General features: G+C 62.7%; 25 protein-coding genes. 23 read left to right on the top strand and 2 right to left on the bottom strand.

Going from position 1 to position 25,986, the window contains the following annotated elements:
• Positions 1–85 precede the first annotated feature (85 nt).
• The 8 genes from GW587_RS01345 to GW587_RS01305 all read left to right on the top strand — a co-directional run bounded on the left by GW587_RS01345 (position 86) and on the right by GW587_RS01305 (position 9,717).
• Complete coding sequence (locus GW587_RS01345; RefSeq protein WP_166097655.1) at positions 86–2,296, top strand: TonB-dependent receptor; 2,211 nt, start codon at positions 86–88, stop codon at positions 2,294–2,296.
• The gene (locus GW587_RS01340; RefSeq protein ID WP_166097653.1) at positions 2,296–3,564 is read left to right on the top strand and encodes an LLM class flavin-dependent oxidoreductase; all 1,269 of its coding nucleotides are present in this window, start codon (positions 2,296–2,298) and stop codon (positions 3,562–3,564) included. The genes GW587_RS01345 and GW587_RS01340 overlap by 1 nt, the downstream gene beginning before the upstream one ends.
• Before the next feature lie 8 nt (positions 3,565–3,572).
• Positions 3,573–5,084, top strand: a complete 1,512-nt coding sequence (locus GW587_RS31135; RefSeq protein WP_229259248.1) for an alpha/beta hydrolase family protein — start codon at positions 3,573–3,575, stop codon at positions 5,082–5,084.
• A 40-nt stretch (positions 5,085–5,124) separates the two neighbouring features.
• The gene (gene ubiE, locus GW587_RS01325) at positions 5,125–5,859 is read left to right on the top strand and encodes a bifunctional demethylmenaquinone methyltransferase/2-methoxy-6-polyprenyl-1,4-benzoquinol methylase UbiE (RefSeq protein ID WP_166097650.1); all 735 of its coding nucleotides are present in this window, start codon (positions 5,125–5,127) and stop codon (positions 5,857–5,859) included.
• Positions 5,860–5,876: 17 nt separating this feature from the next.
• Positions 5,877–6,806 (top strand): Tim44 domain-containing protein, encoded by a 930-nt coding sequence (locus GW587_RS01320; protein WP_166097648.1) that lies wholly within the window; start codon positions 5,877–5,879, stop codon positions 6,804–6,806.
• 140 nt (positions 6,807–6,946) lie between these two features.
• On the top strand, positions 6,947–7,555 hold the full coding sequence (locus GW587_RS01315) for a ubiquinone biosynthesis accessory factor UbiJ (RefSeq protein WP_166097646.1): 609 nt from the start codon (positions 6,947–6,949) through the stop codon (positions 7,553–7,555).
• Positions 7,552–9,120 carry a ubiquinone biosynthesis regulatory protein kinase UbiB gene (ubiB, locus tag GW587_RS01310; protein ID WP_166097644.1) on the top strand — a complete coding sequence of 523 codons (1,569 nt, stop codon included), beginning with the start codon at positions 7,552–7,554 and terminating at the stop codon, positions 9,118–9,120. The genes GW587_RS01315 and ubiB overlap by 4 nt, the downstream gene beginning before the upstream one ends.
• Before the next feature lie 3 nt (positions 9,121–9,123).
• Entirely contained in the window at positions 9,124–9,717 is a 594-nt protein-coding gene (locus tag GW587_RS01305) for a methyltransferase domain-containing protein (RefSeq protein WP_166097641.1), read from the top strand.
• 3 nt (positions 9,718–9,720) lie between these two features.
• On the opposite strand, the gene GW587_RS01300 is transcribed toward GW587_RS01305, so the two are convergent.
• Together GW587_RS01300 and GW587_RS01295 are read right to left on the bottom strand one after the other, a co-directional pair.
• Entirely contained in the window at positions 9,721–10,086 is a 366-nt protein-coding gene (locus GW587_RS01300) for a YXWGXW repeat-containing protein (protein WP_166097639.1), read from the bottom strand.
• Between the two features lie 100 nt (positions 10,087–10,186).
• On the bottom strand, positions 10,187–10,393 hold the full coding sequence (locus tag GW587_RS01295) for a hypothetical protein (RefSeq protein WP_166097636.1): 207 nt from the start codon (positions 10,391–10,393) through the stop codon (positions 10,187–10,189).
• Between the two features lie 252 nt (positions 10,394–10,645).
• On the opposite strand from GW587_RS01295, the gene GW587_RS01290 reads away from it, so the two are divergent.
• From GW587_RS01290 to GW587_RS01215, 15 genes are all read left to right on the top strand, one after another.
• On the top strand, positions 10,646–10,942 hold the full coding sequence (locus GW587_RS01290; protein WP_166097634.1) for an FmdB family zinc ribbon protein: 297 nt from the start codon (positions 10,646–10,648) through the stop codon (positions 10,940–10,942).
• A 28-nt stretch (positions 10,943–10,970) separates the two neighbouring features.
• Complete coding sequence (locus GW587_RS01285; protein ID WP_166097631.1) at positions 10,971–11,591, top strand: DUF502 domain-containing protein; 621 nt, start codon at positions 10,971–10,973, stop codon at positions 11,589–11,591.
• A 51-nt stretch (positions 11,592–11,642) separates the two neighbouring features.
• Positions 11,643–13,442 carry an aspartate--tRNA ligase gene (gene aspS / locus GW587_RS01280; RefSeq protein ID WP_207393301.1) on the top strand — a complete coding sequence of 600 codons (1,800 nt, stop codon included), beginning with the start codon at positions 11,643–11,645 and terminating at the stop codon, positions 13,440–13,442.
• A 170-nt stretch (positions 13,443–13,612) separates the two neighbouring features.
• Positions 13,613–14,743 (top strand): AAA family ATPase, encoded by a 1,131-nt coding sequence (locus GW587_RS01275; protein WP_166097627.1) that lies wholly within the window; start codon positions 13,613–13,615, stop codon positions 14,741–14,743.
• Positions 14,743–15,333, top strand: coding sequence for a DUF4276 family protein (locus GW587_RS01270; protein ID WP_166097623.1), 591 nt, complete (start codon positions 14,743–14,745; stop codon positions 15,331–15,333). Before GW587_RS01275 ends, GW587_RS01270 begins: the two co-directional genes overlap by 1 nt.
• Positions 15,334–15,335: 2 nt before the next feature.
• Positions 15,336–15,788, top strand: a complete 453-nt coding sequence (gene nudB / locus GW587_RS01265) for a dihydroneopterin triphosphate diphosphatase (RefSeq protein WP_166097620.1) — start codon at positions 15,336–15,338, stop codon at positions 15,786–15,788.
• A gap of 75 nt (positions 15,789–15,863) precedes the next feature.
• Positions 15,864–15,980: a DUF4160 domain-containing protein gene (locus GW587_RS31800; protein WP_166097618.1), complete on the top strand. Its 117-nt coding sequence runs from the start codon at positions 15,864–15,866 to the stop codon at positions 15,978–15,980.
• Between the two features lie 355 nt (positions 15,981–16,335).
• Positions 16,336–17,151, top strand: a complete 816-nt coding sequence (locus tag GW587_RS01250) for an endonuclease/exonuclease/phosphatase family protein (protein WP_166097616.1) — start codon at positions 16,336–16,338, stop codon at positions 17,149–17,151.
• 10 nt (positions 17,152–17,161) lie between these two features.
• Complete coding sequence (gene clsB, locus GW587_RS01245; protein ID WP_166097613.1) at positions 17,162–18,325, top strand: cardiolipin synthase ClsB; 1,164 nt, start codon at positions 17,162–17,164, stop codon at positions 18,323–18,325.
• A complete protein-coding gene (locus GW587_RS01240; protein ID WP_166097611.1) occupies positions 18,322–18,702 on the top strand; it encodes an RNA-binding S4 domain-containing protein in 381 nt (126 codons plus the stop codon). The genes clsB and GW587_RS01240 overlap by 4 nt, the downstream gene beginning before the upstream one ends.
• 267 nt (positions 18,703–18,969) lie before the next feature.
• Entirely contained in the window at positions 18,970–19,572 is a 603-nt protein-coding gene (locus GW587_RS01235; protein WP_166097608.1) for a TetR/AcrR family transcriptional regulator, read from the top strand.
• A gap of 34 nt (positions 19,573–19,606) precedes the next feature.
• Entirely contained in the window at positions 19,607–21,397 is a 1,791-nt protein-coding gene (locus tag GW587_RS01230) for an acyl-CoA dehydrogenase C-terminal domain-containing protein (RefSeq protein WP_166097604.1), read from the top strand.
• Positions 21,398–21,415: 18 nt separating this feature from the next.
• Positions 21,416–23,815 (top strand): 3-hydroxyacyl-CoA dehydrogenase/enoyl-CoA hydratase family protein, encoded by a 2,400-nt coding sequence (locus GW587_RS01225; protein ID WP_166097601.1) that lies wholly within the window; start codon positions 21,416–21,418, stop codon positions 23,813–23,815.
• Positions 23,816–23,827: 12 nt separating this feature from the next.
• The gene (locus GW587_RS01220; RefSeq protein ID WP_166097598.1) at positions 23,828–25,024 is read left to right on the top strand and encodes an acetyl-CoA C-acyltransferase; all 1,197 of its coding nucleotides are present in this window, start codon (positions 23,828–23,830) and stop codon (positions 25,022–25,024) included.
• A 123-nt stretch (positions 25,025–25,147) separates the two neighbouring features.
• The gene (locus GW587_RS01215) at positions 25,148–25,918 is read left to right on the top strand and encodes an enoyl-CoA hydratase (RefSeq protein WP_166097595.1); all 771 of its coding nucleotides are present in this window, start codon (positions 25,148–25,150) and stop codon (positions 25,916–25,918) included.
• Positions 25,919–25,986 lie beyond the last annotated feature (68 nt).

Here is a 25,986-nt window from a genome sequence, read left to right as displayed (position 1 = left end):
GGTGAGGACTAAGCAGGTTCTTCGATGATGAAAGAAGGTTTTCTGCATATGGCGCAAGGCGCGCTTTCAAATCAAGGGATCACGAATGAAGAACAATCATAAAATTTTTGGCGCGCTGACCATCGGCGCTTTGCTGGTTTCGACGGCTTATGCGGAGGAGGTTGCGGAGCCGAACAGCGCCGCCATCGCCAGCGTGACCGTGAGCGCCACCCGCCGCGACGCCTCGCTGCAATCGGTACCGATCGCGGTGTCCGTGCTGGACGGCGACGCGCTGACGCAGGCCAACCGCACCAGCATCGACAGCATCGTCCAGGAAGTGCCGAGCGTGACCTTCCGCCAGCAGGGCGGCAACAAGGACACCACCATCTTTGTTCGTGGTATCGGTACCATCTCCACCTCGCCCGGCGTCGAGCCGACCGTGTCCACCGTGGTCGATGGCGTGGTGTATGCGCGCCCCGGCCAGGCGACGCTGGACCTGCTCGACATCGAGCACATTGAAATCCTGCGCGGCCCGCAAGGCACGCTGTTCGGCAAGAACGCCTCGTCCGGCGTGTTGAACGTGATCGGCCGCAAGCCGTCCGAGCAGACCAGCGGCTTCGTCGACGCCTCCTGGTACGAGGGCAACGAGAAGCGCGTGCGCGCCGGCCTGTCGGGCAGCATCCAGCCGGGCGTGGTGACGGCGGCGGTCACCGCGCTGTACGCCGACTACGACGGCAATGTCGACAACGTGCACGCCGGCGGCGGCAAGGTGAACGGCTATGATCGCAAGGGCGCCCGCGCCCGCGTCAACATCACGCCGAACAAGGATCTGGACGTGACGCTGATCGCCGACTACCTGGGCTCGAATTCGTCGCCGACCTTCGTCGCCTACAAATCGACCAGCGCACCGTTCTCGCAGGCGATCGCGCCGGTGGTGGCTTCGGCCGAGAACCGCCGGGTCAACACCGACATCCCGAGCGATATCAGCGACAGGAACCGCGGCCTGTCGGCGCAGGTGGACTGGCGCAACGGCGGCTACACGCTGACCTCGATCACGGCGGTGCGCGACTGGGACAACCAGCAATACACCTCCACCTCGGCCATCGGCAACGCGGCGGAAGCGGCGCGCATCTCGGCCGCGTATCCGGCCACGCGCGATATCGGCACGGTCGAATTCAGCCAGGCGTCGCAGGAGCTGCGCCTGGCGTCGCCGAAGGACCAGTTCGCGGAATACGTGGTGGGCGCCTTCTACCTGCACGGCAAGGACCGCGAGACCTACCAGCGCATCGTCAACAACGGCGCGGCCATCAACTCGGGCCTGGCCAACTACGGCGTCAAGAGCGACAGCTACTCGCTGTTCGGCGAGAGTACGCTGCGTCTGGCGCAGGACTGGCGCGCCATCGCCGGCGCGCGCTGGACCAAGGACGAACTGTCCTACGACCATGTTCGCACCTCGACCCAGGCGGTGGCCTTCGCCGGCGTGCAGCCGGGCGTGCAAAACAGCGGCTCGACCAGCGAGGACGGCTACTCCGGCCGCCTCGGCCTGCAATACGATGTGTCGCGCAACGTGAACGCGTATGCGACCTACTCGCGCGGCTACAAAGGGCCGGCCTACAACGTGTTCTTCAACATGTTGAGCCGCGATACCTTGGCGCTCAAACCGGAGACTTCGGATTCCTTCGAGCTGGGACTGAAGGCCACCGCCTTCGACCGCCGCCTGACCGCCAACCTGGCGGTGTTCGACACCAAGTATAAGAACTACCAGGCCAACTTCTACGACACCGTGGCCGGCGCCGTCGTCACGCGCCTGATCAACGCGGGCGACGTTTCGACCAAGGGCGCGGAGCTGGACCTGACCGCGCGCCCGGTGCGCGAGTTGACGCTGACCGCGTCGGTGGCCTACACCGACGCCAGCATCGACAGCTTCAATTGCCCTGCGGCGGCGGCCGCGTCGTGCAACCTGAATGGCAAGCCTTTGCCGTTCTCTCCGAAGTGGAAGAGCTTCACCCGCGCCAACTACGCGCTGGCACTGCAGAACGGTCTCACCATCGATTTCTCGGCCGACTACTCTTACCAGGCCAAGACGCAGTTCGACCTGTTCCAGTCGCCGGATGCGATTCAGGGCGCGTATGGCGTCGTCAACGCCGGCATCGCGCTGTCGTCGCCGACCAGCGGCTGGCGTATCGCGCTGGTCGGCAAGAACCTGGCCAACAAATCCTACGTCACCAATCTGGTTACTTCGACCGGCTATGTGACCCGCGCCGTGCCGCGTGACGACGAACGCTACTTCGGCATCACCGCGCGCAAGGACTTCTGATGGCGCGCCAACTCAGCATCGCCGCCTTCATGATGCGGCACGGCCACCACGTCGCGGCATGGCGGCATCCGCAGACGGATCTGGTGTCGAATCCGTTCAAGGTATTCCAGCAGCAGGTGCGCAACGCGGAGCGGGCTTGCCTGGACGCGGTGTTCTTCGCCGACAGCCTGGCGCTGACCGGCGGCGTGCCGGCGCTGGAGCCGTTGACGCTGTTGTCGGCGCTGGCCGCGTCGACCGAGCGTATCGGCTTGATCGGCACCGCGACCACCACCTACAACGAGCCGTACACGGTGGCGCGGCAGTTCGCGTCGCTGGACCAGATCTCGGACGGCCGCGCCGGCTGGAACCTGGTCACGTCGGACAATGCGGCGGAGGCGGCCAACTTCGGCCGCGACCAGCACGTGGCGCACGCGGCGCGCTATGAGCGGGCGCGGGAATTTCATCAGGTTGTCACAGGACTGTGGGATAGTTGGGACGCCGATGCCTTCGTCAACGACAAGGAGGGCGCGCGCCTGTTCGATCCGGCCAGGCTGCACAAGTTGAATCATCGCGGCATGCATTTCGCGGTTGCGGGGCCGCTGAACGTGGCGCGCAGTCCGCAGGGCCGGCCGGTGGTGGTGCAGGCCGGCGGCTCGGAGGCGGGACGCGATCTGGCGGCGGAGACGGCGGAGGTGGTGTTCACCGCGCAGCCGACGCTGGCCAAGGCGCAGGACTTTTACCGCGACATCAAGCGCCGTGTGGTGGAGAAGGGCCGCGCGGCGGAGTCGCTGAAGATCATGCCGGGGTTGTTCGCGGTGGTGGGGCGCACGCAGGCGGAGGCGGACGACAAGTTCGCGCAGTTGCAGGCGTTGATCGAGCCCAAGGCCGGGTTGGCGCTGCTGGGTCGGATGATCGGCAATTTCGATTTGTCGGCGTATCCGCTGGATGGCCCGCTTCCGGAGTTGCCGCAGACGCAGGACGGGCAGCGCAGCCGCCAGCAGCTGTTGACCGATCTGGCGCAGGGCGAGAATTTGACGATACGCCAGCTGTACGAGCGCATCGCCGGTGGGCGCGGCCACTTCACGGTGGTCGGCACGACGGAGGCGGTGGCGGATCAGATGCAGGCGTGGTTTGAGCAGGAGGCGGCCGACGGTTTCAATATCATGGCACCGTCGCTGCCTGGTGGATTGGATGATTTTCTGACGCTGGTGGTGCCCGAGTTGCAGCGGCGCGGTTTGTTCCGCACGGCTTACCAGGGCAGCACGCTGCGGAAGCATTTGGGCTTATAGGAGCGGGAATGAGGTTAGCAAAGGTAGTTATCGCTGTTCTGGCACTGGGCGCCGTCGCCGCGACACATGGCGCGCTGGCCCAAGGTGCGCAGGGCGCGCAGGGCGGTTCTGCTGCGCGGCCGGCGCCGGGGGCTTCGGACGCGCAGGCCGCACCGCTGGCGTACTTCGGCGACGCGCGTCCCGACGCGCCGGAGCTGGCCGCGCGCGGTCCGCTGGCCGTCGGCGTGCGCACGCTGGTGGTGGAGCATGCGGATCAGCTGGATGTGCTGCGCGTCAGCGATGCGACGCCGAACCCGCGCTACGCCCGCAAGCTGACGCTGGAGGTCTGGTATCCGGCGCAACTGGCGGCCGGACAAAAAGAACATACCGTTTATACCGATGTCCTGGGCTCCGGTCCGAACGATCCGAAGCGGCCCAACACGCCGTTCCAGTTCAACGGCCGCGCCGCACGCGACGCCGCACCGCTCGCCGCCGCCGCCCCGGGCGCCGCCGCACGTGACGCCGTACCGCTCGCCGCCGCCGCTCCGGCCGCCGCCGCACGTAACGCGGCCCCAGCCGCCGCCACAGCCGCCGCGCGTGACGCCGCCGCGCCCGCCGCCATTGCCCTCGCCGCCTCGGCTGGCCGCTACCCGCTGGTGATCGTCTCGCACGGATACCCCGGCTCGCGGCTGCAAATGAGCTACCTGACCGAGAACCTGGCCTCGAAAGGCTACATCGTGGTCGCGATCGACCACCCCGAATCGACCCGCGCCGACAAGGCCGGCTTCGCCAGCACTCTGCTGAACCGTCGCCTCGACGACCTGTTCGTGCTGGACACCGTGGCGGCCTGGAGCCGCAAGGGCAGCGGCAACTTCCTGTCCAACGTGGTCGATGCCGACAACACCGCCTTGATCGGCTACTCGATGGGCGGCTACGGCGCGCTGAACACGGTCGGCGCCGGCGTCAGCCCGGTGGCGGCGGCCTACGTCCCCGGCGGCAAGCTGGCGGTCAACCAGCAGGGCAACACCGACTACGAATCCCGCCGCGATCCCCGCATCAAGGCGGTGGTGGCCTTCGCGCCGTGGGGCGGCGCGCACAAGGTGTTCGATGAAGCCGGCCTGGCCGGCATCCGCACGCCGACGCTGTTCGTCAGCGGCGACCAGGACGACGTGGCCGGCTACCAGGACGGCGTGCTGAAACTGTTCCAGGGCGCGGTCCACGCCGAACGCTACCTGCTGACCTACGTCGGCGGCCGCCACAACTCCGCGCCGAATCCACCGTCGCCGGCAATGTGGAGCAACGCCGACGACTTCCAGTCCTACTCCGAACCAGTGTGGGACAGCCGCCGCATCAACAACATCAACCAGCACTTCGTGACCGCCTTCCTCGGCATCCACCTGAAACAGCAGCCCTTGCAGCCATATCTGGAACTGCCGCCGCTGACCGCCGACGGCACCATCAAGCCCGATCCCGGGCTGTGGAAGGGCTTCCCCAAGCGTGCATCCCTCGGCCTGGAGTGGCGTGCTCTAAAAGCACAATAGTGTCTTGTATAATGCAGGTAACTTAACGGGCCTGCATAACATGACCAATACCACTCATTTCGGCTACAAAACCGTCGCGGAAGAAGACAAAGTTCGCGAAGTGGCCAAGGTTTTCCATTCCGTCGCCGCCAAGTACGACATCATGAACGACGTCATGTCGGCCGGCCTGCACCGCATCTGGAAGACCTTCACCATCGCCCACGCCGCCGTGCGCCCCGGTTTCAAGTGCCTGGACATCGCCGGCGGCACCGGCGACCTGGCCAAGGTCTTCGCCAAGCAGGCCGGCCCGACCGGCGAGGTCTGGCTCACCGATATCAACGAGTCGATGCTGCGCGTCGGCCGCGACCGCCTCTTGAATCGCGGCCTGCTGACCCCCACCTTACTGTGCGACGCGGAAAAACTGCCGTTCCCGGACAATTACTTCGACCGCGTCAGCGTCGCCTTCGGCCTGCGCAACATGACGCACAAGGATCAGGCGCTGGCGGAAATGCGCCGCGTGCTGAAGCCGGGCGGCAAGCTGCTGGTGCTGGAATTCTCGAAAGTGGCCGCGCCGCTGCAAAAGCCGTACGATATTTATTCGTTCAAGGTGCTGCCGTGGATGGGCCAGAAGATCGCCGGCGACGCCGAAAGCTATCGCTACCTGGCCGAGTCGATCCGCATGCATCCGGACCAGGACACGCTGAAGACCATGATGGAGCAGGCCGGTCTGGAGCGCGTCACGTATTACAATCTGACGGCAGGTGTGGCCGCTTTACACACCGGTATCAAACTGTAATCACTGTAGGAATGACCATGAACATGAAAAAAATCCTGATCGGCGCCATGCTGGCCGTCTCCGCCTTCTCCATGCTGGCCGAGGCGACCGCCAAGCCGATGGGCGGCGGCCGCTCGATCGGACGCCAGTCGCAGAACGTGAACCGCATGCCGCCGGCCGCCGCGCCGCAGCAGGCGCCGCGTCAGGCCGCTCCGGCGCCGGCGCCGAACGCGCCGGCCGTGCCGCCTAAACCGGCCAGCCCATGGAAGGGCATCCTCGGCGGCGCCTTGCTGGGTCTCGGCCTGGGCGCGCTGTTCTCGCACTTCGGCCTCGGCGGCGCGCTGGGCAGCATGTTCGGCACGCTGATCATGCTGGCGCTGGTGGGCGGTGTGATCTATTTCATCGTGCGCATGATCCGCGGTCGCTCGCAGCAGCCGGCGGCGGCCAACGGTCCGTCGGCCTTCGGCGGCAATCAGAATCAGTACACGCCACCGCCTGCCGCACCGGTATATGGCGGCAACGCCACGCCGGAAATCGGTTCGCGCCTGCAGCAGCCGACGCCGGTGCAGCAGCCCGCGCATACCCCTTGGGGCGTGCCGGCCGACTTCGATGCGCCGTCTTTCCTGCGTGTCGCCAAGAGCAACTTCATCCGCTTGCAAGCGGCTTGGGACAAGGGTGATGTCGCCGATATCCGCGAGTTCACCACGCCCGAGGTGTTCGCCGAGCTGAAGCTGCAGATCACCGAACGCGGCGGTCAGGCCGACTTCACCGACGTGGTCAGCATCGACGCTGAACTGCTGGGCATTGAGACCAGCGGCAACGAGTATCTCGCCAGCGTCAAGTTCGCCGGCATGATCAAGCCGGCGCCGGACGCGCTGGCCGAGCCGTTCAACGAAGTGTGGAACTTGTCCAAGCCGGTCTCCGGCGCCACGGGCTGGATGCTGGCCGGTATTCAACAGCTGGCGTAACCCCGCAGGGCCATACAGGGGTCAGACCCCATCCGGGGTCTGACCCCGGCGGCGGCGCTGCGGTTGAGGGGTAAAGCCCGATATGTTGTAAGATCAAACCGCCCGTATTTCCGGGCGGTTTTGTTTTGAACGGCGAAAGCATGATTTCTGTGTCTCCAAGTAACTTCTCAGCGGCGCCGGCCAGCGCCGCCATCAATCATTTGCTGGCGCAGGAGCCGTGGGCGCGCCTGCAGCTGCGCCTGCACGCCGGCAAGGTCGCCTGCATCGACGCCGGCGCGGTCGCGCTGCGCCTGCGCGTGACCGCCGACGGCCTGGTCGAGGCGGCACCGGCCGATGCGCCGGCGCGCGTCACCATCCGCGTCAAACTGTCCGACCTGCCGCTGATCGCGCAAAACCGCGAGCGGGCGTTTTCCTATGTCCAGATCGAAGGCGACGCCGAATTCGCCAACGCCATCTCCAGCCTGAGCCAGTCGCTGCGCTGGGAGGCCGAGCACGACCTGGACAAGGTGGTCGGCCCGATCGCCGCCGTGCGGCTGGTGTCGGGCGCCAAGGCGGCCTTCGCGGCGGCCAAAAACGGCCACCAGAAGCTGGCGGAAAACGTCGCCGAGTTCCTGCTCGATGAAAAGCAATTGCTGGTTCGTCCGCAATCCGTGACCGAATTCTCGGCCGACGTGGTGCGCCTGCGCGACGACGTCGAACGCGCCGCCAAGCGCCTGGCCAAACTGGAACAGAAACTGGGATCCAAATGATGTTGAAATTCTTACGCCTGCTGAAAATCCTGCGGGTTTCGGTGAAGTATGGTCTCGACGAGATCGCCATTTCCGGTTTAAAAGTTCCTCGTACCGCCCGCCTGATCAACGGCATGTTTTTCTGGCGCGACTTGTCGTCGCCGCGCGGCGTGCGGCTGCGCATGGCGCTGGAGGAGCTGGGGCCGATCTTCGTCAAGTTCGGCCAGGTGCTGTCGACCCGCAGCGATCTGATCCCGGCCGACCTGGTGGTCGAACTGTCGCGCCTGCAGGACCGGGTGCCGCCGTTCGATTCCGACCTGGCCATCGCGCAGATCCGCAAATCGCTGGGCGCGCATCCGGACCAGCTGTTCGCCAGCTTCGAGCGCACGCCGGTGGCGTCGGCCTCGATCGCGCAGGTGCACTTCGCCACGCTCAAGGATGGCAAGCAGGTGGCGGTCAAGGTGCTGCGGCCGGGCATGAAGAAGTCCATCGACGAGGACGTGGCGCTGATGCACATCGCCGCCGACTGGATCGGCCGCATCTGGGCCGACAGCAAGCGGCTCAAGCCGAAGGAAGTGGTCGCCGAATTCGACAAATACCTGCACGACGAGCTGGACCTGATGCGCGAGGCGGCCAACGCCAGCCAGCTGCGCCGCAACTTCGCCGACTCCGACCTGCTGCTGGTGCCGGAGATGTACTGGGATTACTGCTCCAACAGCGTGATCGTGATGGAGCGCATGCACGGCATACCGGTGTCGCAGATCGACCGTCTTGAAGCGGCCGGCGTCGACCTGAAAAAGCTGTCCAGCGACGGCGTCGAGATCTTCTTCACGCAGGTGTTCCGCGACGGCTTCTTCCACGCCGACATGCATCCGGGGAACATTCTGGTGTCGATCGAGCCGGCCACGTTCGGCCGCTATATCGCGCTCGACTTCGGCATCGTCGGCACCCTGAACGACTTCGACAAGGATTACCTGTCGCAGAACTTCCTGGCCTTCTTCCGCCGCGACTACAAGCGCGTGGCCGAGGCCCACATCGAGTCCGGCTGGGCGCCGAAGGAGACCCGCGTCGACGAGCTGGAATCGGCGGTGCGCGCCTGTTGCGAGCCGATCTTCGACCGGCCGCTGAAGGACATTTCGTTCGGCCAGATTTTGCTGCGGCTGTTCCAGACCTCGCGCCGCTTCAATGTCGAAGTGCAGCCGCAACTGGTGCTGTTGCAAAAGACGCTGCTGAATATCGAAGGCCTGGGCCGCCAGCTCGACCCCGACCTCGACCTGTGGAAGACCGCCAAGCCCTACCTGGAAAACTGGATGGCCGAACAGGTCGGCTGGCAGGGCCTGTGGCAGCGCCTGAAGGACGAGGCGCCGCGCTATGCGCAGATCTTCCCGCAGCTGCCGCGCCTGGTGCATCGCGCGCTGGAGCAGCACGGCGAGCGGCCACGCGACAACACCGAGCTGATCAAGTTGCTGATCCATGAACAGCAGCGTACCAACCGCATGCTGAGCCTGGTGGTGTATTTTGCGGCGGCGGTGGGTATCGGCGTGGCCTGCTTCCAGCTGTATCAGCGCTGGCATCACCTGCTGTAAGCCATGACTGACTTCCAGCAACGCGATCCGCTGTCGCCGGCGTTCTGGGACGAGCGCTTCGAGCGCCGCTTCACGCCATGGGACAAGGGCGGGGTGCCGCAGGCGCTGCGCGATTTCGCCGCCGCCCACGCGCCGATGACGACGCTGATTCCGGGCTGCGGCTCGGCTTACGAACTGGTGTGGCTGGCCGATGCCGGATGGGACGCGACCGCGATCGACTTCTCGCCGGCGGCGGTGGCGCAGGGCAAGGCGGCGGCCGGGGCGCATGCGGCGCGCGTGGTCGAGGCGGATTTCTTCAGCTGGCTGCCGGAGCGGCCTCTGCAATTGATTTACGAGCGGGCTTTTTTGTGCGCGATGCCGCGTGCGATGTGGCCGCGGGTGGCGGCGCGCTGGGCTGAGCTGCTGGCGCCGGGGGCGCTGTTGGCTGGCTACTTCTTCTTCGACGACGCGCCCAAGGGGCCGCCGTTCGGCATCGCCCGCGAGCAGCTGGATGCGCTGCTGCGGGCGGACTTCGAATGCCTTGCGGACGACGCCGTCAGCGACTCCATCCCGGTGTTCGCCGGCAAGGAGCGCTGGATGATCTGGCGGCGCCGTTAAGGCTTAGTTGCGGCGTGGATTGTTCGGATGGTCGTCGCGGCCGTTCGGCACGCCGTCATGGTCGCTGTCGCCACGGGCCCAGTTGCCGCGTTGCATTTCCCAGTGGCCGTCGCGCTCGACCCACGAAGGTTGATGGTAGACGTAGCCCTTGCGCTCGCGTTCCCAGTGGCCCTTGGTCCAGACATGCTTGTTGCGTTTCCAGTCCCAGTAGCCCGGGACCCAGACGTAGCCGCGGCGCGCTTGCGGAGCGACTTCATGGCGTGGCGGCGGTGGTGCGTTCTGCACCACGATGACGGCGGCCGATGCCGGCAGCGTGAAGGTACCGAAGGAACCAGCGATGGCGGCGGCAAGCAATAATTTTTTGATCATGTTGAACTCCTTGTTAGGTGTGTGTTTACCGTTATAAGGAGTTCCCGCCGCCAAGTATGTGCGGACACGCTCATAGCGTGCCCGCAGGCACTAGCGCAGCTCAGCGCACATAGGCGCCCATGACGCGTTCGGCAAGCTTGGGACGGCGGGAGTAGGCGTGCAGGCCGACCAACACGGCGATGCACAGCACGATGGCGCGGCGATGCACCGGTTCATCCGGCGACTTGGCGATCAGTTTGGAGTTTACGGCCAGGGCCGGAGCGGTCAGGCATGCGGCCAAGAGGCCGGCGGTCAGGTATTTTTTCACGATATTTCCCAAAGAATCAAAGAGATGGAGCGTCGTAAGTCAGGACGGCTAACGATGCGGCGATTCAGGGATTGGGAAATCAACGCTTGGTAAGTCGTTATTAAATCATGCTCCTGAACAATTTGCGAATAGATTTTTTTTATGAAATCGATTAACTCTGCGACCGAGCAACGGCTTGGCCGCAGGAAACAGTCAGGTGGGCGGTAAAAAGCTTTATAATTCAGGGTTTTGATGATTTTTGCGGAGTAATAGATGCCGATCTACGCTTACCGCTGCGAGGCTTGTGGTTTTGCCAAGGATGTCTTGCAGAAGATTTCCGACCCGCAGCTGACTGCCTGCCTGTCGTGCGGCAAGGACACGTTTAAGAAACAATTGACCGCCGCCGGTTTCCAGCTCAAGGGCTCGGGCTGGTACGTGACCGATTTCCGTGGCGGCACGCCGCCGGCGACCGGCACCGCGACCGGACCTGTGGAGGGCGGCGCCAAGTCGGAGCCGGCCGCCGCGCCATCCCCGGCGCCGGCGCCGGCGTCCGGCACGAAAACGGATTGATTCCCGCGACTTCACCTAAGAGTATTCGATGCGTAAATATTTCATTACCGGCTTGCTGATCCTGGTGCCACTGGCGATCACCGCCTGGGTGCTGAACCTGGTGATCAGCACCATGGACCAGTCGCTGCTGTTCGTGCCGGAGCGCTGGCAGCCGCGTACCCTGATCGGCTTCGATATTCCCGGCCTGGGCACCCTGCTGACGGTGGTGATCGTGTTCCTGACCGGCCTGCTGACCAACAACCTGGTCGGCAACTACGTGGTCAAGCTGTGGGAAAAACTGCTGACGCGTATTCCGGTGGTGAGCTCGCTGTATTCCAGCGTCAAGCAAGTGTCGGACACGCTGTTCTCGTCGTCCGGCAATGCTTTCCGCAAGGCGGTGCTGATTCCGTATCCGCACCAGAACTCGTACACCATCGCCTTCCTGACCGGCGCGCCGGGCGGCGACGTCAAGAACCATCTGGTCGGCGACTACGTCAGCGTCTACGTGCCGACCACGCCGAATCCGACCTCGGGCTTTTTCCTGATGTTGGCGCGCAAGGATGTGGTCGAACTCGACATGAGCGTCGACGCGGCCCTGAAGTACATCGTGTCGATGGGAGTGGTGGCGCCGGAAGATGCGCCCCGTCCGATCGAAATCGCGAGCAAGTAATTTAAGATTAACTGAGTCACCTAACCTGAACCGAGAAATAACATGTCCTCAATGCGTACTCACTACTGCGGCCTCACCACTGAAGCGCTGCTTGGCCAAACCGTCAGCCTGTGCGGCTGGGTACATCGTCGCCGCGACCACGGCGGCGTGATCTTCATCGACCTGCGCGACCGCGAAGGCCTGGTGCAGATCGTTTGCAATCCGGAGCAGGCGGAAGTATTCAAGGCGGCCGAACACGTGCGCAACGAGTTCTGCCTGCGCGTCACCGGCGTGGTCAAGGATCGCCTGGCCGGCACCGTCAACAGCAACCTGAAGTCGGGCAAGATCGAAGTGATTTGCTCGCAGCTGGAAGTGCTGAACCCGTCGGTCGCCGTGCCGTTCCAGCTGGACGACGACAACCTGTCGGAAACCACCCGCCTGACCCACCGCGTGCTGGACCTGCGCCGTCCACAGATGCAGAACAATCTGCGTCTGCGCTACAAGGTCACGATGGAAGTGCGCAAGTACCTCGACGACCTGGGCTTCATCGATATCGAAACCCCGATGCTGACCAAGTCGACCCCGGAAGGCGCGCGCGACTACCTGGTGCCGTCGCGCGTCAACGCCGGCAGCTTCTTCGCGCTGCCGCAGTCGCCGCAGCTGTTCAAGCAGCTGCTGATGGTGGCCAACTTCGACCGCTACTACCAGATCACCAAGTGCTTCCGCGACGAAGACCTGCGCGCCGACCGCCAGCCTGAATTCACCCAGATCGATTGCGAAACCTCGTTCCTGACCGAGCAGGAGATCCGCGACCTGTTCGAGGAAATGATCCGCATCGTGTTCCGCAACACCATGTCGGTCGAGCTGCCTAGCCCGTTCCCGGTGATGAACTTCTCCGAAGCGATGGGCAAGTACGGTTCGGACAAGCCGGACATGCGCGTCAAGCTGGAATTCACCGAACTGACCGAAGTGGTCAAGAACGTCGAATTCAAGATCTTCAACAGCGCCGCCAACCTGCCTAACGGCCGCGTGGTCGGCATGCGCGTGCCGCAGGGCGGTTCGATGCCGCGTTCGGAAATCGACGCCTACACCCAGTTCGTCGCCATCTACGGCGCGCGTGGCCTGGCTTACATCAAGGTCAACGAGAAGGCCAAGGGCCGCGACGGTCTGCAATCGCCTATCGTCAAGAGCATCGACGACGCCACGCTGGCCACCATCCTGGAACTGACCGGCGCGCAGGACGGCGACCTGATCTTCTTCGGCGCCGACAAGGCGAAAGTGGTCAACGACGCGATCGGCGCGCTGCGCGTCAAGATCGGCCATTCGGAATTCGGCAAGAACGCCGGCCTGTTCGACGACGTCTGGTCGCCGCTGTGGGTGATCGACTTCCCGATGTTCGAATACGACGAAGAGAACGACCGCTGGACCGCGACCCACCATCCGTTCACCGCGCCGAAGGACGGCCATGAAGACTGGCTGGAAAGCAATCCGGGCGCCTGCATCGCCAAGGCCTACGACATGGTGCTGAACGGTTGGGAACTGGGCGGCGGTTCGATCCGTATCCACCGCGAGGACGTGCAATCGAAAGTGTTCCGCGCGCTGAAGATCGACGCCGACGAAGCACGCCTGAAGTTCGGCTTCCTGCTGGACGCGCTGCAATACGGCGCGCCGCCGCATGGTGGTCTGGCCTTCGGCCTGGACCGCATCGTGACCTTGATGACCAAGTCCGATTCGATCCGCGACGTGATCGCCTTCCCGAAAACCCAGCGCGCGCAGGATCTGCTGACCCAGGCGCCGTCGGAAGTGGACGAGAAGCAGTTGAAAGAACTGCATATCCGCCTGCGCACCGTCGAGCCGAAAGTGGCGAGCTGATTGCATGTATCGCCCGTTGTCGGGCGTTCGTGATAAAAAGGCGCTCTTGTAGCGCCTTTTTCTTTTGCAATCAGGACAGTAGCTTGTTGTCGATTTTTTTCGTATGCTCTATGTTGTATATGGTTTGGTAAGCACTTACTTGAATATCCCAACGTCGGGCAAAGGTATCTATGCAGATTAAACACCTCAAATTGAGGAACTGGCGCAATTTCCACTTGGTGGATGTTGACCTTGGAGCCAGAGTCATCTTAATCGGTCCAAATGCATCGGGAAAGTCGAATTTTCTCGATGTATTTCGATTTCTTAGGGATATTGCCGGAGAAGGACTGCAAAAGGCCGTTCGAGTGAATAGAGGAGGTATTGGGGTCTTGCGTTGTTTGAGCGCACGCCAGTATTCAAACATTGACATAGAAATAGCAATAGACGACGAGTCCGATCAATGGAATTACCGTCTTGTCATCAACCAAGACAATAATAGCCGGCCAATGGTCAAGGAAGAGGTGGTCTCCCGCAACGGTATTGTGGTCGAGAAGCGGCCAAACAAAGAGGATGGTCTTGACCCAGAAAGATTGTTTTACACGTCGCTTGAACAAGTGGTGGCTAACCATCAGTTTAGAAAGCTTTCGGAGTTTTTTCGAAGTGTTTCTTATCAAAATTTATTACCTCAGGTTGTACGCGATCCCAAGGGATTCACTGCCAATCCCGTCGCGGACGATCCTTTTGGTAGGGATTTTCTGATGCGGATGTGGCGTACACAGGAAAGAACGCGCGATTCGCGTTTGAAGAAGATCGGACAAGCATTGCGCGTCGCCGTTCCGCAGTTGACCAAGTTGGAAGTTGCGATGGACGACGTGGGTTCGCCGCATTTGGTTGTGGGGTACGAACATTGGCGTCGAGTAGATGCAAAGCAATATGAGCGTGACCTATCGGATGGAACGCTGCGTTTACTTGGCTTGTTGTGGAGTTTGTTCGAAGGTGAGGGCCCCTTATTGCTTGAGGAGCCAGAAATATCTTTGCATTCCGAAGTCGTAAGCCGTTTGCCGCAAATGATCGAGCGTATTAACCGATCGCGTCGCATTAAACGCCAAGTGTTTATAAGCACTCACTCGGAGGACTTACTCGGGGACAAAGGCATTGCAGCAGACGAGGTTTTGAGGCTTGAACCGGGCAAGGACGGCACTAAAGTGTTGGCTGCCGATGCGACCGAACGGGAGATGGTCAAGCATGGCTTATCAGTAGCTGAAGTCATATTGCCCAAGTCCGCGCCGAAAGATATTGCCCAGTTAGCGCTGGCGTTCTAATGCGTATAGATCTCTTGGTGGAAGGGTATGTGGACGCAACCGTGGCATCTCGGTTGTTGGCGCACTGTGACCATGAGACCGGAACCACATACGGGAAACAAGGCTGGAATTACATTGCGCAAAAAATTAACGCTTTTGATAAATCGCTGGGCGCATCCGGGTTATTGACTTTAGTGGATTTTATGGACACCGGTGCGGCATGTCCAGGGGCGTTAGTCCAGGAATGGCTTCCTCGCCCGGCAGCAGCTCATATTTTTCGGCTGGTTGTACGTGAGATTGAGTCTTGGATTTTGGCGGACCGGCGAGGCGTTGCAGATTTTCTTGGGATATCTATTGTGAAGATACCATCGAATCCGGAGATGATCGCTGATCCTAAACAGGCCATGATAAACCTCGCTCGCGGTGCGCGTTCGAAAGCACTTCGTGAAGCAATGGTCCCTAGATCTGGACAGGCTGCCAGTGAAGGGCCGCTGTATTCGACTGAACTTGCGCGTTTCATTATTGATCATTGGGATCCGGAAGTCGCGCAGGAAAATTCGCCAAGCTTGGCGCGATGCATCGTCAGGCTCAATCAACTTCACAATGTTTAGAAATGCCCGCATTTAAGATACCCGAATCCGTGCTTGTTATTATCCACACGGACGACCTGCAAGTGCTGCTGATCGAGCGCGCCGACCGGCCCGGCTACTGGCAATCGGTGACCGGCTCGCTGGACGCGGCCGACGAACCGTTGCCGGCCACCGCCGCGCGCGAGTTGTTCGAGGAAACCGGCATCGTCGCCGACGGCGAGCGCGTCGTGCTGCGCGACTGGCGGCTATCCAATATCTATACGATCTATCCGGTCTGGCGCCACCGCTACGCGCCGGGCGTGACCGAAAACACCGAGCACGTCTTCAGCGTCGAAGTGCCGCGCGACAGCGTCATCACGCTGAGTCCGCGCGAGCACCTGAACCACGTCTGGCTGCCATACCTGGAAGCGGCCGACAAATGCTTCTCCTCTTCCAACGCCGAAGCCATCCTCCAGCTGCCGCAGCAGATCCGTTAGCTTGTGCCGCCTCAAAGAGGCGCTGCATGCACGGCCTAACATCGAAGCTCACTCCTACTTCGTGTGCCGCTTGCCATGCCTGTCATCTTGCGCTACAAAGGTTATGCGCTGTACTTTTATTCGAGCGAAGGCGTGCCGCGCGAGCCGATGCATATTCATGTGCGCGGCCAAGGCTGCGAAGGACTACTTTGATGAATAACGCTATGGCATTGAAATTGTCTTTTGACGAGCAAAATATGTGGGTGCATTTGGTCGATGGCCGCACGCTGGGCGTGCAGCTCAGTTTTTTTCGAGACTGAATAACGCCACACAGGAACAGCGCGCGGAATACATTTTCAGCGGTAACGGCAAGGGCCTGCACTGGGACGCGCTTAATGAAGACATCAGTGTCGAGCATCTGCTGCTCGGCCACAAAGACAGCACGGTCAATCGGATAAATCCTCGCTTGAGCGACGTCAAATAAAAATTGGCTGAACCGCCGCATACCATCCAACGCTATGTGCGGCGGCGAACACCGCGTTTCCGGACTCAGGGTTAGAATGGGGGCATGAAAATCCGCGTAGCCACTTACAACATCCACAAGGGCGTCTCCGCCATCCGCGCCGAGCCGCGCGTCCTCGCGCTGAAGCAGGCGATCGGCCTGTTCGACGCCGATGTGGTTTTTTTGCAAGAGGTGCAAGGCAAACACGACCTCAAGGCCGCCAAATACGGCGCCGAGCAACTCGGGCAGAAGCATTGGCCCGCTGCGGCGCAGCATGAGTATTTCGCCGGCGAGTCGCGCCACCTGCACGCGGCCTACGGCATGAACGCGGTCTACGACCACGGCCACCACGGCAACGCGCTGCTGAGCGCCTTCCCGATCGCCAACCAGGCCAACCACGACGTCTCCGACCACGCCTACGAACAACGCGGCATCCTGCATTGCGTGCTGAACACCGAGCGCGGCATCGTGCACTGCTACGTGGTGCACCTGGGCCTGTTCGAGTCCGGCCGCCGGCGCCAGACCCAGGCGCTGATCTCGGCCGTGCGCGAATCGGCGCCGGACGGCGAACCGGTCATCATCGCCGGCGACTTCAACGATTGGCGCAACACCCTCGGCACCGAACTGCGCAACGCGCTGGGCGTGGTCGAGGCGTTCGACCAGATCGGTTCCAGCTCGACGCTGGACGAGATCATGCGCACGCTGCGGCGCAAATCCAGCGTCAATCCGGCGCGGACCTTTCCCTCGGCCCTGCCGTTCTTCCGCCTGGACCGCATCTACGTCCGCGGCTTCAAGGTCGACGCGGCGGAGGTCATGCACGGCAGCCTGTGGGCCAAGCTGTCCGACCACGCCCCGATTGTTGCGAACCTGACGCTGGCCTGAGCGAGAGCCTATGCGCAACGTCACCTTCGTCGCCGATAATGATGTTCAGCTGCTGCACACCGGCACCGACTATTTCCCCGCCTTGATAGGCGCCATCGACGCCGCGCAATACGAGGTGTATTTCGAGACCTACATCTTCGCCGGCGACGAGACCGGCAAGGCGGTGCTGACGGCGCTGATGAACGCGGCCAAGCGCGGCGTGCAGGTGCGCATGATCACCGACTGGTGGGGCACCGGGCGGCGCCAGATCGGCAGCATGCATGAGCAACTGGTGGCGGCCGGCGTCGAGCACCGCGTGTTCAACCCCTGGTTCAAGCGCGGCGTGACCCGCACCCACCGCAAGATCTGCGTCACCGACCGCAACGTCGCCTTCGTCGGCGGCATCAACATCAACGACGATTTGTTCTGCGACTACGACCACGCCAAGAGCTTGCCGTCGCCGCGCTGGGATTTCGCGGTGCAGGTGCGCGGCCCGCTGGTGGCGTCGATTCATCAAGAAGCCTGCACCCAGTGGCGCCGCCTCGGCAAGATGGGCTTGATGAAGCGCTTCAGCCTGTACAAGGACATGCGCAAGGTGAACAAGATCGCCGCCGACAACATGGTGCAGGCCGGTTTCGTGGTGCGCGACAACCTGCGCAACCGCAGAACCATCCAGCGCGCCTACCTGCAGGCGCTGGGCCGCGCGCGCAAGACGGTGCTGCTGGCCAATCCGTATTTCGCGCCGGGCGCCAAGTTCCGCCATGCGCTGGCCGCCGCCGCCGAGCGCGGCGTCGAGGTGACGCTGCTGATCGGCGTCGGCGAAATCTGGCTGCAGGACGCGGTCGCGCACTCCTTCTACCCAAAGCTGCTTGCGGCCGGCGTCAAAGTGGTGGAATATCACAAGACCCAGTTGCACGCCAAGGTGGCGGTGATCGACGACGACTGGGCCACCGTGGGCTCCAGCAATGTGGACGGCTTGAGCCTGTTTTTGAACCAGGAAGCGAACGTGGTCATCAAGGACGCGGCGTTTGCGCAGAGCCTGCGCAAGCACATCGAGGACGCCATCGCCGACGGCGTGGTCATCGATTACGCCGACTTCGAACACGTCGGCCACTTCCGCCGCATCGGGTACGAGATCGCGTTTGTGTTCTACAAATTGCTGATGCGGGTTTTTGCAATGGGGAAATACGCTTGAGCGAAGGTGTCAGACTGGATAAATGGCTGTGGGCGGCGCGCTTCTTCAAGACCCGCTCGCTGGCCATCGCCGCCATCGACAGCGGCAAGGTCACCGTCAACGGCGACAAGGTCAAGCCGGCGCGCAACGTGCGCATCGGCGATACGCTGGAAATCGACAACGGTTCCGACGCGTGGGAGGTCGATGTCATGGGCCTGTCCGACGTGCGGGCCGCCGCGCCGATCGCGCGCAATCTGTATGAAGAGACCGACGTCAGCGTCGCCCGCCGCATCGCGCTGGCCGAGCACCGCCGCCTGTATCGCGAGCCGAGCGACGATTTCAAGGGCCGTCCGACCAAGCGCGACCGCCGCCAGATCCACAAATTCGGCGGATCGTAGCAGCCCCTTACCCCACCGTCAGAGGGGTCTGTCCCCATCCGGGGACAGACCCCGCGACTTATCGCCGTGCGGGGTGCGATGCTGCGCCGCAGCAATAGAACGCCACCTCTAACGGTACTGTTTGACTTTTACCCCTCAGTGGATAATAGTACGAGCGTTCGCAATTCTTTTCACACGGAGTAAACTTAGCTGGAGCAGAATGCTCTTTTCTCTCCATGATTAAATTTAACTTCGGGATGCAATCTTATTAATACCTCAACTAAATTTATGCGAAAAGGCGAGTTAACCCGCGCGGCGATCCTGGATGTGGCGCTGGATCTGGCCAGCCGTGATGGTCTGGAAGGCCTGACCATCGGTCTGCTCGCGGATAAGATGAACATGAGCAAATCCGGCGTGTTCGCGCATTTCGGATCGCGTGAAGATTTGCAGTTGGAAGTGTTGAAGCTGTATCACCACCGTTTCGAGCAGGAAGTGTTTTTCCCCAGCGTCAAAGAGCCGCGCGGCATCCAGCGGCTCCAGTCGATGTTCGCGCGCTGGGTCAAGCGGGTCTCCATCGAAGTGGCCTCGGGCTGCATCTACATCAGCGGCGCGGTCGAGTACGACGACCGTCCGGGTCCGATCCGCGAAGAGTTGATGGCGATGGTCGGCGCCTGGCAGGGCGCCCTGCTGCGCTGCGTGAAGCAAGCCGTCGAATGCGGCGACCTGAAGACCGACACCGACCCGCAACAGCTGGTCTACGAAATGTACGGCCTGATCCTGGCGTTGCACCACGATGCGCGCTTCCTGCGCATCCCGGGCAGCCTGGAGCGCGCCGGCAAGGGCTTCGAACGCTTGATCGAGACCTACCGCAATCCGCAAGCACCAATTTAATTAAATCAAACACAGTAGTCATCAGGAGAAAACCATGGGTCAATACGTCGCGCCAATCCGGGATATGCAATTCGTTCTGCACGAGCTGCTGAATGTGGAACAGGAACTGAAAGCATTGCCGGACTACGCCGAAGTCGATGCCGACATCATCAACCAGGTGCTGGAAGAGGGCGGCAAGTTCACCTCGGAAGTGCTGTTCCCGCTGAACCACTCCGGCGACCGCGAAGGTTGCAAGCACGACGCGGCGACCCATACCGTGACCACCCCGAAAGGCTTCAAGGAAGCGTACAAGCAGTACGTCGACGGCGGCTGGGCGGCGCTGGCCTGCGATCCTGAATACGGCGGCCAGGGCCTGCCGGTGGTGATGAACAATTCGTTCTACGAAATGCTGAACTCGTCGAACCAGGCATGGACCATGTATCCGGGCCTGTCGCACGGCGCGTATGAGTGCCTGAAGGAACACGGCACCGCGCACCAGAAGGAAGTCTACCTGCCGAAGCTGGTCTCCGGCGAATGGACCGGCACCATGTGCCTGACCGAACCGCACTGCGGCACCGACCTCGGCATGCTGCGCTCGAAAGCGCTGCCGCAGGAAGACGGCTCGTGGCTGATCACCGGCAACAAGATCTTCATCTCGGCCGGCGAACACGACATGGCGGACAACATCCTGCACCTGGTGCTGGCCCGCGTGCCGGATGCGCCGGAAGGCTCGAAAGGCATCTCGCTGTTCCTGGTGCCTAAGTACCTGCCGAAGGAAGACGGCTCGGTCGGCGAACGCAACCCGATCACCTGCGGCGCCATCGAAGAAAAAATGGGCATCCACGGCAACTCGACCTGCCAGATGAACCTGGACGGCGCGCGCGGCTGGATCATCGGCCAGCCGAACAAGGGCCTGAACGCCATGTTCGTGTTCATGAACGCGGCCCGTCTGGGCGTCGGCATGCAGTCGCTGGGCCTGACCGAAGTCGCTTACCAGAACGCGCTGATCTACGCCAAGGACCGCATCCAGATGCGTTCGCTGTCGGGCGTGAAGAATCCGGAAATGCCGGCCGATCCGATCATCGTCCACCCGGACGTGCGCCGCATGCTGTTGACCGGCAAGGCCTACGCCGAAGGCGCGCGCGCCTTCACCTCGTACGTGGCGCTGCAGATCGACCGCGAACTGCACCACCCTGACGAAGATGTGCGCAAGGAAGCCGCCGACGAAGTCGCGCTGCTGACCCCGATCGTCAAGGCTTTCATCACCGACAACGCCTGGATCGCCACCTCGGAAGCGATGCAAGTGTTCGGCGGCCACGGCTACATCTCGGAATGGGGCATGGAGCAGTATGTGCGCGACGCCCGCATCAACCTGATCTACGAAGGCACCAACACCATCCAGTCGCTGGACCTGCTGGGCCGCAAGATCCTGGGCGACAACGGCGCCAAGCTGCGCAAGTTCGGCGAGAAGATCAAGAACTTCGTCGAAGAAAACGGCACCGATGAAGCGATGAGCGAATTCATCACCCCGCTGGGCGACCTGGGCGACAAAGTCACCAAGCTGACCATGGAAATCGGCATGAAAGCCTTCCAGAATCCGGACGAAGTCGGCGCGGCCTGCGTGCCTTACCTGCGCGTGGTCGGCCACATGGTCTACAGCTACTTCTTCGCACAGATGGCGAAAATCGCGCTGGCCAAGGAAGACAGCGGCGACAATTTCTACAAAGCCAAACTGGCGACGGCGCGCTTCTACTTCGCCCGCCTGCAGCCGGAAACCGCAACCTTGATTCGCCAGGCGCGTTCGGGCTCCGCCAACCTGATGGCGCTCGACGCCGACCTGTTCTAAGAACTTAGAGGAAACGACATGACCAATTTCATCGTTAAAAAAGTCGCCGTGCTGGGCGCCGGCGTGATGGGCGCGCAGATCGCCGCCCATTGCATCAACGCCAAAGTGCCGGTCGTTCTGTTCGACCTGCCGGCCAAGGACGGTCCTAAGAACGGCATCGTGCTGCGCGCCATCGAGAACCTGAAAAAACTGTCGCCTGCGCCGCTGGGCAACAAGGACCACGCCGCGCTGATCGAAGTGGCGAACTACGAGGACGACCTGGCCAAGCTGGCCGAGTGCGACCTGATCATCGAAGCCATCGCCGAGCGCATGGACTGGAAGCACGACCTGTACAAGAAGGTCGCTCCGCACATCGGCGCCAACGCGATCTTCGCCTCGAACACCTCGGGCCTGTCGATCACCAAGCTGTCCGAAGGTTTCGACGCCGATCTGAAATCGCGCTACTGCGGCGTGCACTTCTTCAACCCGCCACGTTACATGCACCTGGTCGAGATCATCCCGACCGAGTTCACCAAGCCGGAAATCAGCGACCAGCTGGAAGGCTTCCTGACCACCACGCTGGGCAAGGGCGTGGTTCGAGCAAAAGATACGCCTAACTTCATCGCCAACCGCGTCGGCGTGTTCGGCATCCTGGCGATCGTGCACGAAGCCGAGAAGTTCGGTCTGTCGGTCGACGTGGTCGACGACCTGACCGGCGCCAAGCTGGGCCGCGCCAAGTCGGGCACTTTCCGCACCGCCGACGTGGTCGGCCTGGACACCATGGGCCATGTGATCAAGACCATGCAGGACTACCTGCCGAACGACCCGTTCGCCGCCGTCTACAAGACCCCGGCCGTGCTGGCTGGCCTGGTCGAAAAAGGCGCGCTGGGCCAGAAGACCGGCGCCGGTTTCTACAAGAAGGTCGGCAAGGACATCCAACGCCTCGACTTCGCCACCGGTGAATACGTCGCCGGTGGCGGCAAGGCCGCCGACATCATCGCCCGCATCCTGAAGGAAAAGGATCCAGTCAAGAAAATGAAGGCGCTGCGCGAATCGACCAATCCACAGGGCCAGTTCCTGTGGGCGATCTTCCGCGACGCTTTCCACTACATCGCGATCCACCTGGACACCGTGGCCGACAACGCGCGCGACATCGACTTCGCCATGCGCTGGGGCTTCGGCTGGAACGTCGGCCCGTTCGAAACGTGGCAGGCCGCTGGCTGGTCGCAAGTGGCCACCTGGGTCAAGGAAGACATCGACGCCGGCCAGGCGCTGTGCGACGCGCCGCTGCCGGCCTGGGTGTTCGAAGGCCCGGTCGCTGAAAAAGGCGGCGTCCACACCCCCGAGGGTTCGTGGTCGGCCGCATCCCAATCGTTCGTGCCGCGCTCGTCGCTGGCCGTCTACGAGCGCCAGGCGTTCCGCGCGCCGGTGCTGGGTTCGGGCGCCATCGATGGCCGCACAGCCGGCACCACCGTGTTCGAGGACGACTCGGTGCGCCTGTGGCATTTGGACGACGAAGTGCTGGTCATCTCGCTCAAGACCAAGATGCACGTGATCGGCCAGGGCGTGATCGACGGCTTCAAGATGGCGTTGGCCGAAGCCGAGAAGAACTTCAAGGGCCTGGTGATCTGGAGCGCGGACGCGGCCGATGGCGGCGCGTTCTCGGCCGGCGCCGACCTGCAATCGGCGTTGCCTGCGTTCATGCAGGGCGGCGCCAAGGCGGTCGACCCGATCATCAAGGAACTGCAAGACACCTTCATGGCGATGAAATACTCGAACGTGCCGGTGGTGGCCGCGGTGGCCGGCCTGGCGCTGGGCGGCGGTTGCGAAATGGCGCTGCACGCATCGAAGCGCGTGGCGGCCATCGAGTCCTACATCGGCCTGGTCGAAGTCGGCGTCGGCCTGATCCCGGCCGGCGGCGGCCTGAAAGAGGCGGCATCGCGCGCCTTCAAGGAAGCCAAGGGCAACGACATTCTGCAATTCCTGAAAACCGGCTTCACCAACGCCGCCACCGCCAACGTGTCGAAATCGGCGCTGGAAGCGCAGGCGATGGGTTACCTGAAGGAAGACGACGTCATCGTCTTCAACCCGTACGAGCTGCTGCACGTGGCCAAGGTTGAAGCGCGCGCGATGTTCGACAAGGGCTATCGTCCGCCGCTGAAGACGCCGATCCAGGTGACCGGCCGCTACGGCTGGGGCACCATCAAGGCGCAACTGGTGAATATGCGCGACGGCGGCTTCATCTCCGCGCACGACTTCAAGCTGGGCGAGATGATCGCGCAGATCGTGTCGGGCGGCGATGTCGACCAGGGTTCGTTCGTCAACGAGCAGTGGTTCCTCGACATGGAGCGCAAAGCGTTCCTGGAACTGCTGAACCATCCGAAGACCCAGGAACGGATCATGGGCATGATGCAAACCGGCAAGCCGGTCCGCAACTAAAGGAAGAACATAATGAGCAAACAAATTCAAGACGCATACATCGTCTCCGCGACCCGCACCCCGATCGGCAAGGCGCCGCGCGGCATGTTCAACAAGACCCGTCCGGACGACCTGCTGGTGCGCGTGCTGCAATCGGCGCTGGCGCAGGCGCCGGGCCTGGATCCAGCGCTGATCACCGACGCCATCATCGGCTGCTCGTTCCCGGAAGCCGAGCAGGGCTTCAACATCGCGCGTCAATCGGTGCTGCTGGCCGGCTTGCCTAAGACCATCGGCGGCGTCACCATCAACCGCTACTGCGCCTCGGGCATCACCGCGCTGGCGATGGCGGCCGACCGCATCCGCGTCGGCGAAGCCGATGCGATGATCGCCGGCGGCGTCGAATCGATGTCGATGGTGCCGATGATGGGCCACCACCCATCGATGAACCTGAACATGTTCACCGACGAAAACGTCGGCATGGCGTACGGCATGGGCCTGACCGCCGAGAAAGTGGCGACCCAGTGGAAAGTCTCGCGCGAAGCGCAGGACGCGTTTGCCGTCGAATCGCACCGCCGCGCCATCGCCGCGCAGCAGGCCGGTTTCTTCAAGGATGAGACCACCCCGGTCGAGATCATCACCCGCACCCCTAACCTGGTGACCGGCGAGATCGACGTCAAGACCCGCACCGTCGACACCGACGAAGGCGCGCGCGCCGATTCGACCATGGAATCGCTGGCCAAGCTGAAGCCGGTGTTCGCCGCCAAGGGTTCCGTCACTGCGGCTAACTCGTCGCAGATGTCCGACGGCGCCGGCGCGCTGCTGGTCGTGTCCGAGAAGTTCCTGCGCGAGCACAACCTGACTCCGCTGGCCAAGTTCTCGTCGTTCGCGGTCAAGGGCGTGCCGCCGGAAATCATGGGCATCGGTCCGAAGTTCGCGATTCCGGATGCTTGCAAGGCCGCCGGCATCACCCAGGACCAGCTGGACTGGATTGAGCTGAACGAAGCCTTCGCCGCACAGGCGCTGGCGGTGATCGGTGACCTGGGCCTGGATCCGGCCAAAGTCAACCCGATGGGCGGCGCGATCGCCCTGGGCCACCCGCTGGGCGCGACCGGCGCGATCCGCGCCGCGACCGTGGTGCACGCACTGATCCGCAACAAGCTTAAATACGGCATGGTCACCATGTGCGTCGGCGCGGGCATGGGCGCGGCCGGCATCATCGAACGCGTCTAACCCGCATCCTTTAGCGATACGCACGCGTTACCGCTTAAGGGTCGGACCCCGTACGGGGTCCGACCCTGCATGGCAGTGCGGGGTAAAAGGGCGCTGCGGCGCCCTTAATCATCTGGAGATGACATGGATATTTTGAGCACCAAGGAAAACGGCGTCCTGACGCTGGAATTCAACCGCCCGGAACGCAAGAACGCGATCACCGCCGCGATGTACCAAACGATGGCCGACGCCATCAACGACGCCGAGCAGGACACCGCCGTGCGCGCCATCCTGATCGTCGGCAAGCCGGAGATCTTCACCGCCGGCAACGATCTGGAAGACTTCATGAAAAGCGGCCGCGACGGCGCGCTGGAAGAGCGGTCGGTCTACAAATTCATGCTGGCGCTGAGCGGCGCCGCCAAGCCGGTGGTAGCGGCCGTATCCGGCGCAGCGGTGGGCATCGGCACCACGCTGCTGATGCATTGCGACCTGGTCTACGCGGCCGAGAACGCCAAGTTCTCGATGCCGTTCGTGCAGCTGGGCCTGTGCCCAGAATTCGCATCGAGCCTGCTGCTGACGCAGATCGCCGGCTACCCGCGCGCCGCCGAGAAGCTGATGCTGGGCGAAGCCTTCCTGGCGCAGGAAGCGCTGGAGATGGGCCTGGTCTCGAAGGTGCTGCCGGCGGCCGAGCTGCTGGCGTTTGCGCAAGGGCAGGCGGCCAAGCTGGTGGCCTTGCCGGCCAGCTCGATCCGCGCCACCAAGCAGCTGATGAAAGCCGCCCGCAAAGGCCCGGTCAGCGACACCATGGCCGCCGAAAACAAATACTTCGCCGCCATGCTGAGCGCCCCGGAAGCCAAGGAAGCCTTCACCGCCTTCTTCGAAAAGCGCAAGCCGGACTTCACCAAGTTCGCCTGAGTCCGCGACGCTACTTATTCCTCCGGGCATGAGTAGCGTCAAAGACAAGTGCATGCGAGCGATGCACC

Source organism: Duganella aceris (assembly GCF_011090165.1).
GTDB classification, from domain to species: Bacteria; Pseudomonadota; Gammaproteobacteria; order Burkholderiales; family Burkholderiaceae_D; genus Rugamonas; species Rugamonas aceris.
The sequence above is the reverse complement of the archived record's forward strand: the minus strand, read 5'-3'. Positions and strand labels throughout refer to the sequence as shown.